General features: G+C 69.7%; 10 protein-coding genes and 1 tRNA gene. 7 read left to right on the top strand and 4 right to left on the bottom strand.

Annotated elements, in window-relative coordinates:
* The first annotated feature begins 53 nt into the window (after nucleotides 1–53).
* The 5 genes from ADK41_RS34740 (at nucleotide 54) to ADK41_RS34720 (ending at nucleotide 5,741) form a co-directional block, all read left to right on the top strand.
* Nucleotides 54–1,289, top strand: a complete 1,236-nt coding sequence (locus ADK41_RS34740; protein WP_030820760.1) for a branched-chain amino acid ABC transporter substrate-binding protein — start codon at nucleotides 54–56, stop codon at nucleotides 1,287–1,289.
* A 117-nt stretch (nucleotides 1,290–1,406) separates the two neighbouring features.
* Nucleotides 1,407–2,336, top strand: a complete 930-nt coding sequence (locus ADK41_RS34735; protein ID WP_030820758.1) for a branched-chain amino acid ABC transporter permease — start codon at nucleotides 1,407–1,409, stop codon at nucleotides 2,334–2,336.
* Nucleotides 2,337–2,341: 5 nt separating this feature from the next.
* The gene (locus ADK41_RS34730; RefSeq protein ID WP_030820756.1) at nucleotides 2,342–4,162 is read left to right on the top strand and encodes a branched-chain amino acid ABC transporter permease; all 1,821 of its coding nucleotides are present in this window, start codon (nucleotides 2,342–2,344) and stop codon (nucleotides 4,160–4,162) included.
* A gap of 5 nt (nucleotides 4,163–4,167) precedes the next feature.
* Nucleotides 4,168–5,028: an ABC transporter ATP-binding protein gene (locus ADK41_RS34725; protein ID WP_398790226.1), complete on the top strand. Its 861-nt coding sequence runs from the start codon at nucleotides 4,168–4,170 to the stop codon at nucleotides 5,026–5,028.
* On the top strand, nucleotides 5,025–5,741 hold the full coding sequence (locus ADK41_RS34720) for an ABC transporter ATP-binding protein (protein WP_030820753.1): 717 nt from the start codon (nucleotides 5,025–5,027) through the stop codon (nucleotides 5,739–5,741). The genes ADK41_RS34725 and ADK41_RS34720 overlap by 4 nt, the downstream gene beginning before the upstream one ends.
* Nucleotides 5,742–5,811: 70 nt before the next feature.
* On the opposite strand, the gene ADK41_RS34715 is transcribed toward ADK41_RS34720, so the two are convergent.
* A complete protein-coding gene (locus ADK41_RS34715) occupies nucleotides 5,812–6,468 on the bottom strand; it encodes an ANTAR domain-containing response regulator (RefSeq protein WP_030820751.1) in 657 nt (218 codons plus the stop codon).
* 104 nt (nucleotides 6,469–6,572) lie between these two features.
* Between ADK41_RS34715 and ADK41_RS34710 the strand changes: the two genes are divergently transcribed.
* Nucleotides 6,573–6,645 (top strand) — tRNA-Leu (locus ADK41_RS34710).
* Nucleotides 6,646–6,748: 103 nt separating this feature from the next.
* Here the strand turns inward: ADK41_RS34710 and pyk are convergent.
* Nucleotides 6,749–8,185: a pyruvate kinase gene (gene pyk, locus ADK41_RS34705; protein ID WP_030820749.1), complete on the bottom strand. Its 1,437-nt coding sequence runs from the start codon at nucleotides 8,183–8,185 to the stop codon at nucleotides 6,749–6,751.
* Between the two features lie 133 nt (nucleotides 8,186–8,318).
* Nucleotides 8,319–9,005: an SIMPL domain-containing protein gene (locus ADK41_RS34700; protein ID WP_030820747.1), complete on the bottom strand. Its 687-nt coding sequence runs from the start codon at nucleotides 9,003–9,005 to the stop codon at nucleotides 8,319–8,321.
* A gap of 153 nt (nucleotides 9,006–9,158) precedes the next feature.
* Between ADK41_RS34700 and ADK41_RS34695 the strand changes: the two genes are divergently transcribed.
* Nucleotides 9,159–10,964 (top strand): bifunctional metallophosphatase/5'-nucleotidase, encoded by a 1,806-nt coding sequence (locus ADK41_RS34695; RefSeq protein ID WP_030820744.1) that lies wholly within the window; start codon nucleotides 9,159–9,161, stop codon nucleotides 10,962–10,964.
* 26 nt (nucleotides 10,965–10,990) lie between these two features.
* Here the strand turns inward: ADK41_RS34695 and ADK41_RS34690 are convergent, their stop codons facing one another.
* Complete coding sequence (locus tag ADK41_RS34690; protein WP_030820742.1) at nucleotides 10,991–12,382, bottom strand: lysine N(6)-hydroxylase/L-ornithine N(5)-oxygenase family protein; 1,392 nt, start codon at nucleotides 12,380–12,382, stop codon at nucleotides 10,991–10,993.
* Nucleotides 12,383–12,461 lie beyond the last annotated feature (79 nt).

Raw genomic sequence — 12,461 nt, 5'->3', positions numbered from 1 at the left:
CTCGACTCGGCCATTTCCATCAGGGAGCGGCCGTCAGGGGAAAGGACTGGATCGTGCGTCAACGTTCGCTCATCGCCCTCACCGCCGCACTCGCGGCGGGATCGCTCACCCTCACCGCATGTGGGTCGCGCGACGACGACAGCAGCAACGGCAGTGGCGGCGGCGACAAGACCACTGTCGTGATCGGCATCGACGCCCCGCTGACCGGCGACCTGTCGGCCCTCGGACTCGGCATGCGCAACTCCGCCGAGCTCGCCGTGAAGACGGCCAACAAGGAGGGGTACGTCAAGGGAGTCGAGTTCGAGCTCGAGCCCCTCGACGACCAGGCGCAGCCCTCCGTCGGCCAGCAGAACGCCCAGAAGTTCATCAGCAACAAGGACGTCCTCGGCGTCGTGGGCCCGCTGAACTCCAGCGTCTCCCAGCAGATGCAGAAGCCGTTCAACGACGCCGGCCTGGTCCAGGTCTCCCCGGCCAACACCGGCACCGAGCTGACCCAGGGCGACGGCTGGAAGACCGGCGACTCGGTCCGCCAGTTCAAGACCTTCTTCCGCACCGCCACCACGGACGAGATCCAGGGTGCCTTCGCCGCCGAGTACCTCTACACCAAGGCCGGCAAGAAGAAGGTCTACCTGATCGACGACCAGAAGACCTACGGGGCGGGCCTGGCCGCCTCCTTCAGGACGAACTTCACCAAGCTCGGTGGCAAGATCGTCGGCGCCGACCACATCAACCCCGAGGACCGCGACTTCAACGCCGTCGTCGCCAAGATCAAGAGGACCGGTGCCGAGGCCCTCTACTACGGCGGCGAGTACCCGGCCGCCGCCCCGCTGAGCCAGCAGCTCAAGGACAGCGGCCAGAACATCCCGCTGATGGGCGGCGACGGCATCTACTCCGGCGAGTTCCCGAAGCTCAACAAGAAGGCCGAGGGCGACCTCGCCACCTCCGTGGGCAAGCCGGTCGAAAAGCTCCCCTCCGCCAAGGAGTTCATCGCGAACTACGAGGCCGAGAACTTCGAGGACACGTACGAGGCCTACGGCGGCCTCACCTACGACGCCACCTGGTCGATCATCGAGGCCATCAAGCTGGCCGTCGACGGCAACGACGGCAAGGTCCCGACCGACGCCCGCAAGGTCGTCCTGGACTCCATGAGCAAGGTCAAGTTCGACGGCGTCACCGGCACCATCTCCTTCGACGAGTTCGGTGACACCACCAACACCCTGATGACCGCCTACAAGGTCAAGGGCAACGCGTGGGCGCCCGAGTACAGCGCCTCGCCCAAGGTGGACTGAGCGAGGGGACCCACACCGGAGGACATTCCCCTCACACATTGACCCCAGGCCGCGCGGGAGCGCCCACCAGCGCTCCCGCGCGGCGCCATATCCGAACCACTCCACGGAGGCCCTGCGGTGAACGAACTGCCGCAACAGCTGGCCAATGGACTCATCCTCGGCGCGATGTACGGACTCATCGCGATCGGCTACACGATGGTCTACGGCATCGTCCAGCTCATCAACTTCGCCCACGGCGAGATCTTCATGGTCGGGGGCTTCGGGGCCCTCACCGTGTTCCTCATACTCCCCGACGGCTTCGCCCTCGGCGCAGCCATCCCGCTCATGATCCTCGGCGGCGTCATCGTCTCGGTCGCCTTCGCCACCGCAGCGGAACGCTTCGCCTACCGGCCCCTGCGCGGCGCACCACGACTGGCCCCACTGATCACCGCCATCGGCCTGTCCATCGTCCTCCAGCAGATCGTGTGGATGTGGTACCCGGAGGCGAAGAAGGACCGGTCCTTCCCGCAGTTCGACGGCGCCCCCTTCGACGTCTTCGGCGCCACGATCCAGCGCGGTGACCTCTTCGTCATCATCGCCGCCCCACTGTGCATGATCGCCCTCGGCCTCTTCGTGTCGAAGACCCGCTCCGGGCGCGGCATGCAGGCCACCGCCCAGGACCCCGACACCGCCAAGCTGATGGGCGTCAACACCGACCGCATCATCGTGATGGCGTTCGCCATCGGCGCCGCGTTCGCCGCGATCGCCGCCGTCGCCTACGGCCTCAAGAACGGCCAGGTCGGCTTCCGGATGGGCTTCCTGATGGGCCTCAAGGCCTTCACCGCCGCCGTCCTCGGCGGCATCGGCAACATCTACGGCGCCATGCTCGGCGGCATCGTCCTCGGCGTCGCCGAGGCCCTCGCCACCGGCTACATCGCCAACGTCCCCGGCATGGACCTCTTCGGCGGCGGCGCCTGGAAGGACGTCTGGGCCTTCGCCCTGCTCATCCTCGTCCTGCTCTTCCGGCCACAAGGCCTGCTCGGCGAACGCGTCGCGGATCGGGCGTGATACCCATGACCACGAAGACTCCCACCACCGCCACCACCACGGCGGCCACGGCACCGGCCGCCCCGGTCGTCCCGCTGCCGCCCACCGCGGCGCGCGCGATCACCGTCGCCGGCTCCGCCGTCGCCTTCGTCGGCACCTTCCTCGCCTGGACCTGGACCGACGAGTTCCCCGGCGACCTCACCGTCACCGGCTACCCCGGCGGCCTGCAGGTCCTCACCCTCGTCGGCTCTCTCCTCACCCTGCTGTTCGCCCTGTCCGGCTACGGCATCCGCGGACTGGGCTGGCTCACCCCCGGCGGCACCAACAGCCCCGTCCTGCTGAGCGCCCTCGGCGTCCTCGGCACCACCGGCTACGCCATGGGCGCCATCAGCCAGGAGCTCGGCGGCCTCGTCAACCTCGAACCCGGCGCCTGGGTCTCCGGCATCGGCGCCCTCGTCGTCGTCATCGGCGCCCTCGGCCTCCCCGCCGACCAGCCGTACGACGCCGATGAACCGCACCCGGGCCTGTGGGGCCGGATCCGCCACTCCCTCACCGCCCCCGAGCCCGGCCGCGCCAAGGACCTGCCCTCCTGGGCCGAGATCCTCGTCATCGCCGCCGGCTTCGGCGCCGGTCTGTACGTCTTCGCGTACGGCATCGGCACCGAGTACTCCGAACTGTTCATCGGCTTCCTGATCATCGCCGCGTTCGGCTTCACGGCCGTCATCCGCGCGGGGCTCCTCAAGCGGCTCTCGGCGCTCACCGCCAAGCACCGCAACGTCACCCTCGCGGCCGCTTTCGCCGCCGCGATCTGCTTCCCCTTCACCCAGAGCAACGACCAATTCGCCCTCATCGGCGCGAACATCCTGATCTTCGCCACGGTCGCCCTGGGCCTCAACGTCGTCGTCGGCCTCGCCGGCCTCCTCGACCTCGGATACGTCGCCTTCCTCGGCGTCGGCGCCTACGCCGCCGCCCTGGTCTCCGGCTCCCCCCAGTCGAGCATCGGCGTGCACTTCCCGTTCTGGGCGGCCGTCCTCACCGGCGCCATCGCCTCGCTGATCTTCGGCGTGGTGATCGGCGCACCGACCCTGCGACTGCGCGGCGACTACCTCGCCATCGTGACGCTCGGCTTCGGCGAGATCTTCCGCATCACCATGAACAACCTCAACGGCAACAGCGGACCCGACGTCACCAACGGCTCCAACGGCATCCCGAACATCCCCGACCTGGAGATCTTCGGATTCAACCTGGGATTGCCGCACGACGTCCTCGGCCACGAGCTCACCCGCTCCGGCAACTACTACCTGCTGATGCTGCTGTTCACGGCCGTCGTCGTCATGGTCTTCCGCCGCTCCGCGGAATCCCGCATCGGCCGCGCCTGGGTCGCCATCCGCGAGGACGAGACCGCCGCCACCGCCATGGGCATCAACGGCTTCCGCCTCAAGCTCCTCGCCTTCGCCCTCGGCGCCTGCCTGGCCGGCCTCGCCGGCACCGTCCAGGCCCACGTGTCCTACAGCGTCACCCCCGAGCAGTACCAGTTCGCTGGCTCCGTGCCGCCGAACTCGGCCTTCCTCCTCGCCGCCGTGATCCTCGGCGGCATGGGCACCATCAGCGGTCCCCTCATCGGCGCCGCACTGCTCTACCTGATCCCGGCCAAGCTCCAGTTCATGGCGGAGTACCAGCTGCTCCTCTTCGGCATCGCGCTCATGCTCCTCATGCGCTTCCGCCCCGAAGGGCTGGTCGCCGACCGCAGGAAGCAGCTCGAGTTCCACGACACCGGACAGCTCGACGTACCGGACGACAAGCCGCTCCCCGACGGCGCGACCGGCGTCGCGAAGGCAGGGGCGTGACCACCATGACCACCACCGCACCCACCACCACGACCGTCCTCGACGCCACCGACGTCACCATGCGCTTCGGCGGCCTCACCGCGGTGCGCTCCGTCGACCTCACCGTCAACAGCGGCGAGATCGTCGGCCTCATCGGACCCAACGGCGCCGGCAAGACCACCTTCTTCAACTGCCTCACCGGCCTGTACGTCCCCACCGAGGGCAAGGTCTCCTACAAGGGCACCGTCCTGCCGCCCAAGCCGCACCTGGTCACCCAGGCCGGCATCGCGCGCACCTTCCAGAACATCCGGCTCTTCGCCAACATGACCGTCCTGGAGAACGTGCTCGTCGGCCGGCACACCCGCACCAAGGAGGGCCTCTGGTCCGCCCTGCTGCGCCTGCCCGGCTTCAAGAAGGCCGAAGAAGCCTCCCGCGAACGGGCCATGGAACTCCTGGAGTTCACCGGCCTCGCCGCCAAGGCCGACCACCTCGCCCGCAACCTGCCCTACGGCGAACAGCGCAAGCTCGAAATCGCCCGCGCCCTCGCCAGCGAACCGGGCCTGCTCCTCCTGGACGAGCCCACCGCGGGCATGAACCCGCAGGAGACCCGCGCGGCCGAAGAGCTCATCTTCGCCATCCGCGACCAGGGCATCGCCGTACTCGTCATCGAGCACGACATCCGGTTCATCATGAACCTCTGCGACCGGGTGGCCGTCCTCGTCCAGGGCGAGAAGATCGTCGAAGGACCCGCCGAAGTGGTCCAGGCCGACGAACGCGTCATCGCCGCCTACCTCGGCACCCCCTTCGAAGGCGCCCCCGGCCAGGAGGAAGCCGCCGAGGTCGAAGCCGCCGAGGCGCACAGCACCACAGAAGGGGACGACAAGTGACCGCACTGCTGGAGGTCGAGGACCTCAGGGTCGCCTACGGCAAGATCGAGGCCGTCAAGGGCATCTCGTTCAAGGTCGACGCGGGCGAGGTCGTCACCCTCATCGGCACCAACGGCGCCGGCAAGACCACCACGCTCCGGACCCTGTCCGGGCTGCTCCAGCCGCTCTCCGGCCGGATCACCTTCGACGGCCAGTCGCTGAAGAAGATCCCGGCGCACAAGATCGTGTCCCTGGGACTCGCCCACTCCCCCGAGGGGCGGCACATCTTCCCCCGCATGACCATCGAGGACAACCTCCGCCTCGGCGCCTACCTCCGCAGCGACAAGGAAGGCATCGAGAAGGACATCAAACGCGCCTACGACCTCTTCCCCATCCTCGGGGAACGCAGCAAGCAGGCCGCGGGCACCCTCTCCGGCGGCGAGCAGCAGATGCTCGCCATGGGAAGGGCCCTGATGTCCCGGCCCAAACTGCTCATGCTCGACGAACCCTCCATGGGCCTCTCACCGATCATGATGCAGAAGATCATGGCGACCATCGCCGAACTGAAGTCCCAGGGCACCACCATCCTGCTCATCGAGCAGAACGCCCAGGCCGCCCTCTCCCTGGCCGACCACGGTCACGTCATGGAGGTCGGCAAGATCGTCCTCTCCGGCACCGGACGGGACCTCCTCCACGACGAGTCCGTCCGCAAGGCCTACCTCGGCGAGGACTGAGCCGCATGACGAGGCCCGCGCCCCCTGCCGTGCAGGGGGCGCGGGCCTCTCGCCGTCCGCCGGGCGGGAACTAGCCCTTCGACGCCTTCTTCTCCTCGGCGTCGTCGATGACCGCCTGCGCCACCTGCTGCATCGACATCCGCCGGTCCATCGACGTCTTCTGGATCCACCGGAACGCCGCCGGCTCCGTCAGCCCGTACTGCGTCTGCAGCACCGACTTCGCCCGGTCCACCAGCTTCCGCGTCTCCAGCCGCAGGCTCAGGTCCGCGACCTCGCGCTCCAGCTCCTTCAGCTCCGTGAACCGCGACACCGCCATCTCGATCGCGGGCACCACGTCGCTCTTGCTGAACGGCTTCACCAGGTACGCCATCGCACCCGCGTCCCGCGCCCGCTCCACCAGGTCGCGCTGCGAGAACGCGGTCAGCATCAGCACCGGGGCGATGCTCTCCTCCGCGATCTTCTCCGCCGCGGAGATACCGTCCAGCTTCGGCATCTTCACATCGAGGATCACCAGGTCGGGCCGGTGCTCGCGCGCCAGCTCCACGGCCTGCTCACCGTCACCGGCCTCACCGACGACGGAGTACCCCTCCTCCTCCAGCATCTCTTTGAGATCGAGCCGGATCAGCGCCTCGTCCTCGGCGATCACGACACGGGTCGTCATCGGAGGCACGTGCGACTTGTCGTCGTCGGGCACGTCTGCGGGCTGGGGCGACTCGGGGGCGGTCACGTGGGCTCCTCGTTCGGGGCAGGCCGGTACTGCTGACAAGAGCGTACCCAGCTGCGATAAGGTGGGGGCACGGCGGGTGACCGTCGACCTTTGTTTTACAGGGCGCCCCGGTAGCCCAGCGGTAGAGGCAATGGTCTCAAACACCATCCAGCGTCGGTTCGAATCCGACCCGGGGTACTTTTCCTTGATATCCAAGGTCGCCATTTGAGGGCGGATGTCCGCCTTTCCGGTGAACATCCGCCTTTTCCGCCCGTCCCGCTTGCGCGCCCCGGCCGCCCGGCTACCTGGGGCTGTCGTCCTCGCCGATGTGGTGGACGCGGACCATGTTCGTCGAGCCGGAGACCCCCGGCGGGGAGCCCGCCGTGATCACCACCGTGTCGCCCTTCTCGCAGCGGGCGTACTTCAGGAGCAGCTCGTCGACCTGGGCGACCATCGCGTCCGTCGTGTCCACGTGGGGGCCGAGGAAGGTCTCGACGCCCCAGGTGAGGCTGAGCAGGGAGCGGGTGGCCGGGTCGGGGGTGAAGGCGAGGAGGGGGATGGGGCTGCGGTAGCGGGAGAGGCGGCGGGCGGTGTCGCCGGACTGGGTGAAGGCGACCAGGAAGCGGGCGCCGAGGAAGTCGCCCATCTCCGCCGCGGCACGGGCGACCGCGCCGCCCTGGGTGCGGGGCTTGTTGCGTTCGGTGAGGGGCGGGAGGCCCTTGGCGAGGATGTCCTCCTCGGCGGCCTCCACGATGCGGGCCATGGTGCGCACCGTCTCGACGGCGTGCTTGCCGACGCTGGTCTCGCCGGAGAGCATGACGGCGTCGGTGCCGTCGATGACGGCGTTGGCGACGTCGGAGGCCTCCGCGCGGGTGGGGCGGGCGTTGTCGATCATCGAGTCGAGCATCTGGGTGGCGACGATGACCGGTTTGGCGTTGCGCTTGGCGAGGGTGATCGCGCGTTTCTGGACGATGGGCACCTGTTCGAGGGGCATTTCGACGCCGAGGTCGCCGCGGGCGACCATGATGCCGTCGAAGGCGGCGACGATGTCGTCGATGTTCTCGACGGCCTGGGGCTTTTCGATCTTGGCGATGACGGGGAGGCGGCGGCCCTCCTCGTCCATGATGCGGTGGACGTCCTTGATGTCGCGTCCGCTGCGGACGAAGGAGAGGGCGACGACGTCGAAGCCGGTGCGCAGCGCCCAGCGCAGGTCGTCCTCGTCCTTCTTGGAGAGGGCGGGGACGGAGACGGCGACGCCGGGGAGGTTGAGGCCCTTGTGGTCGGAGACCATGCCGCCTTCGAGGACGGTGGTGCGGACGTGGGGGCCGTCGACGGCGGTGACTTCGAGGGTGACCCTGCCGTCGTCGACGAGGATGCGTTCGCCGGGGGTGACGTCGTCGGTGAGGCCGGCGTGGGTGGTGCCGCAGAGGTCGCGGTCGCCCTCGGCGCCCTCTTCGACGGTGATGGTGAAGGTGTCCCCGCGTTCGAGGAGGACGGGGCCTTCGGTGAAGCGGCCGAGGCGGATCTTCGGGCCTTGGAGGTCGGCGAGGAGGCCGACGCTGCGGCCTGTTTCGTCGGCGGCCTTGCGCACCCGTCGGTAGCGCTCCTCGTGCTCGGCGTGTTCGCCGTGACTGAGGTTGAGTCGGGCGACGTCCATTCCGGCGTCGACCAGGGCTTTGATCCGGTCGTACGAGTCGGTGGCGGGGCCCAGTGTGCAGACGATTTTCGCTCGGCGCATGGATCGAGCCTAGGGCTTACCCGCCGGTAGTGATCCGGTGGCACATGACGGCTCAACGGCTTGCGGGTGAAGGGTTGTTGGCAAGTGCCGAAGGGTGGACCAGGCCACTCCGGCGAGCGTTCGAACGTCGGTTCTACAGACGGGGCGGCTGGAGGGTGAAGCGGGCGTCGACCTCGGCGTGGACGTGCTGCCGCCGGGGTTCGAGGTCGAGGGGCGGGGGCGGGGCGTCCTCGGTGGCCACGGCGAACGCCGTGGAGCGGGTGCGGGCGAAGGGGTCGGGGTGCCCGGTTCCCGTTCCGGTGTCGGTGAGTTCGATGAGGGCGGTGAGGGTGGTGCCGAGCGCCTCGGCGTATTCGCGGGCGCGCCGGAGGGCGTCGTGGACCGCCTGCCGTCGCGCCTCACGGTGGGCGGGGGAATCCGGGCGGAGGATCCACAGGGGGCCGTCGACACGGGTGAGGTCGAGATCGGCCAGGCGGGTGACGAGTGCGCCGAGGGCGGTGAAGTCGCCCAGGTCGGCGGTGAGGTGGGCGGTGCCGTGGTGGGCGCGGATCCGCTCGCCGCGGCCGTGGGGGCTGAGTTCCGGGGTGACGGTGAGGGCGCCGGTTTCGAGGTGCTCGACGGCGTCGCCGTAGGACTTGAGCAGGTCGAGGGCGTGCGCGTTGCGGCGGGTGAGGTCGTCGAGGGTGGTGCGCCGGTCGCGGCCGCGGGCGGTGAGGGTGACGGCGATGCGGGCGAGGTCGGGGGCGGTTTCGAGGTGGGCCTCGCCGCGGACGGCGAGGTGGGGTGCGCCGGGGGTGCCGTACGGGTGAGGGGTGGTCATACGTCCCACTGTGTCACCGGTCGTGCGGGCGCGGGGCGTCTCCCGGACATCGGATCGCAACCTGTGGGGGCTGTTCCGGATGGGCGTGTTCAGGTCAGAATCATCGGGCGAATCTACGCGCGTTGTTCCGTTGTTGTCCGAGGAGAGCCTGACATGCCGTTGAACCGCCGGAAGTTTCTGAAGAGGTCCGCCGTGACGGGGGCGGGGGTGGCGCTGACGGGCACGGCGGCGGTCCCCGCGGCCGAGGCGGCCGGGGCGGGGCGGGGGAGGAAGCCGGTGAAGCGGTACGCGCTGACGGTGATGGGCACGACCGACCTGCACGGTCACGTCTTCAACTGGGACTACTTCAAGGACGCGGAGTACGCGGACGCGGCCGGCAACGCGCAGGGTCTGGCGCGGGTGTCGACGCTGGTGGACCAGGTGCGCGAGGAGAAGGGCCGGGGCAACACACTGCTGCTGGACGCGGGCGACACCATCCAGGGCACCCCGCTGACGTACTACTTCGCGAAGGTGGACCCGATCACCGCCGCGGGCGGTCCGGTGCACCCGATGGCGCAGGCGATGAACGCCATCGGGTACGACGCGGTGGCGCTCGGCAACCACGAGTTCAACTACGGCATCGAGACGCTGCGGAAGTTCGAGGAGCAGTGCGACTTCCCGCTGCTGGGCGCGAACGCGCTGGACGCGAGGACGCTGAAGCCGGCCTTCCCGCCGTATTTCGTCAAGACGTTCCGGGTCAAGGGCGCTCCCCCGGTGAAGGTGGCGGTGCTGGGGCTGACCAACCCCGGTATCGCGATCTGGGACAAGGCGTACGTACAGGGGAAGCTGACGTTCCCGGGTCTGGAGGAGCAGGCGGCGAAGTGGGTGCCGAAGCTGCGGTCGATGGGCGCGGACGTGGTGGTGGTGTCGGCGCACTCGGGGTCGTCGGGCACGTCCTCGTACGGTGACCAGCTGCCGTACGTGGAGAACGCGGCGGCGAACGTGGCGCGGCAGGTGCCGGGGATCGATGCGATCCTGGTCGGGCACGCGCACCAGGAGATCGCGGAGCTGCGGGTCGTCAACGAGGAGACCGGCAGGGAGGTCGTGCTGTCGGAGCCGCTGTGCTACGCGGAGCGGCTGACCCTGTTCGACTTCGAGCTGGCCTTCGAGCGGGGCCGGTGGCGGGTGGAGTCGGTGAGGGCGTCGCTGCGGGACGCGGCGACGGTGGAGGACGACCCGGCGATCACCGAGCTGCTGTCGGACGAGCACGCGGTGGTCGTGGCGTACGTCAATCAGGTGGTCGGCACGGCGACGGAGACCCTGACCACGGTGGAGGCGCGCTACAAGGACGCGCCGATCATCGACCTCATCGCCAAGGTGCAGGAGGACGTGGTCAGGGCGGCCCTCGCGGGCACCGAGTACGCGTCGCTGCCGGTGCTGTCGCAGGCGTCGCCGTTCTCGAGGACCTCCCAGATCCCGGCGGGCGAGGTGACGATCCGGGACCTGTCGAGCCTGTACGTGTACGACAACACGCTGGTGGCGAAGCTGATGACGGGCGCGCAGGTCCGGGCGTACCTGGAGTACTCGGCGGAGTACTTCGTGCAGACGGCGGCGGGTGCGCCGGTGGACGTGGCGAAGCTGACGAACGCGGGCGGCCGTCCGGACTACAACTACGACTACGTGTCGGGGCTCGCCTACGACATCGACATCGCGCGGCCGGCGGGTTCGCGCATCGGGAACGTCACGTTCGACGGCGCCCCGCTGGACGACGCGGCGCGGTTCGTGTTCGCGGTGAACAACTACCGGGCGAACGGCGGCGGCGCGTTCCCGCACGTGGCGTCGGCGAAGGAGCTGTGGGCGGAGTCGACGGAGATCCGGACCCGGATCGCCGAATGGGTGACCGCGAAGGGCGTGCTGAACCCGAAGGACTTCGCGTCCGCCGGCTGGAGGCTGACCCGGAACGGCACGCCGGTGTTCTGATCGGCGTTCCTCCGTACGGGTGATCCTCAGGTTCCGTCCGCCGGTGGGGTGAGTCGTGCGGCTCGCCGGGCGGGCGGGACCTGTGGCGTGCGGGGGTGGAGGCCGAAGGTGGTGAAGGCGGTGCGGGTGGGCTGGGGGTAGGCCCGGCGGCCGGTGAGGTGGTTGAGGATCGTGGCGCTGCGCCAGGCGGCGAGACCGAGGTCGGGGGCGCCGACTCCGTGGGTGTGGAGTTCGGCGTTCTGGACGTAGACGCTGCCGGTGATCGAGGGGTCCAGGTCGAGGCGGAAGTGCGCGTCGACGCGGGGCCGGCCGGCGTGGTCGCGGCGCAGCCGGGGGGCGAGGGGCGCGAGGAGGTCGTCGAGGGGGCGCCCGCGGTGGCCGGTGGCGAGGACGACGGCGTCGGTGGTGAGGCGGGTGCGGGTGTGCTGCGCGGTGTGTTCGAGGTGGAGTTCGATGCGGGCGGGGCCGAAGCGGCCGGCGGCGTGGACGTGGACGGCGGGGGTGAGGACGGTGTCGGGCCAGCCGCCGTGCAGGGTGCGCCGGTAGAGCTCGTCGTGGACGGCGGCGAGGGTGCCGGCGTCGATGGCCTTGTGGAGCTGCCACTGGGCCGGGACGAGCCGGTCGCGGACGGGCCCGGGCAGGGCGTGGAAGTAGCGGGTGTGGTCGGGGGTGAAGTGCTCCAGGCCGAGTCTGGAGTACTCCATGGGGGCGAAGGCCTCGGTGCGGCCGATCCAGTGGAGGCGTTCTCGGCCCACGGGCCGGTGGCGCAGCAGGTCGAGGAAGACCTCCGCGCCGGACTGTCCGGTGCCGACGACGGTGACGTGGCCCGCGGCGAGGAGGGTGTCGCGGTGGGCGAGGTAGTCGTCGGAGTGGACGACGGGGACGTCGGGGGCGTCGGCGAGGGGTCGCAGCGGCTCGGGCACCCAGGGTTCGGTGCCGACGCCGAGGACGAGGTGGCGTGCGTGGACGCGGCCCGCGGGGGCGGTCCGCCCGTCCGGGTCGAGCCGGGTGAGGTCGGCCTCGAACAGGGCGCGTTCGGGGTTCCAGCGGACGGTGTCGACGTGGTGGCCGAAGTGGAGTGCGGGGAGGTGCTCGGCGACCCAGCGGCAGTAGGCGTCGTACTCGGTGCGGCGGATGTGGAAGTGCTCGGCGAAGTAGAACGGGTAGAGGCGTTCGCGGGCTCTGAGGTGGTTGAGGAAGGTCCAGGGGCTGGTGGGGTCGGCGAGGGTGACGAGGTCGGCGAGGAAGGGCACCTGAACGGTGGCGTCGTCGAGGAGCAGGCCGGGGTGCCAGGTGAAGTGGGGGTTTTGGTCGTAGAAGGCGGTGCGGAGTCCGGGGAGGGGGTGGGCGAGGGCGGCGAGGGAGAGGTTGAAGGGGCCGATGCCGACGCCGACGAGGTCGTGGGGCGGGGTGCTCATGGACTGTCCTCCGGGGCGCGGTGCGCGGGAGGGTCCAGCTTGGACGGGAGTGTGCGGCTACGTCCGAAAAGCCCGGCGA

The sequence above is a fragment of the Streptomyces caelestis genome (assembly GCF_001279005.1).
GTDB lineage: Bacteria > Actinomycetota > Actinomycetes > Streptomycetales > Streptomycetaceae > Streptomyces > Streptomyces heliomycini.
This window is presented reverse-complemented; position numbering and strand designations above follow the sequence as displayed.

Excerpts from the sequence above, each read along its gene's own strand:
- ADK41_RS34690 (WP_030820742.1), bottom strand. The coding sequence starts at position 12,382 with ATGAGCACCCCGCCCCACGACCTCGTCGGCGTCGGCATCGGCCCCTTC.
- pyk (WP_030820749.1), bottom strand. The coding sequence starts at position 8,185 with ATGCGCCGAGCGAAAATCGTCTGCACACTGGGCCCCGCCACCGACTCG.
- ADK41_RS34730 (WP_030820756.1), top strand. The coding sequence starts at position 2,342 with ATGACCACGAAGACTCCCACCACCGCCACCACCACGGCGGCCACGGCA.
- ADK41_RS34695 (WP_030820744.1), top strand. The coding sequence starts at position 9,159 with ATGCCGTTGAACCGCCGGAAGTTTCTGAAGAGGTCCGCCGTGACGGGG.
- ADK41_RS34725 (WP_398790226.1), top strand. The coding sequence starts at position 4,168 with ATGACCACCACCGCACCCACCACCACGACCGTCCTCGACGCCACCGAC.
- ADK41_RS34700 (WP_030820747.1), bottom strand. The coding sequence starts at position 9,005 with ATGACCACCCCTCACCCGTACGGCACCCCCGGCGCACCCCACCTCGCC.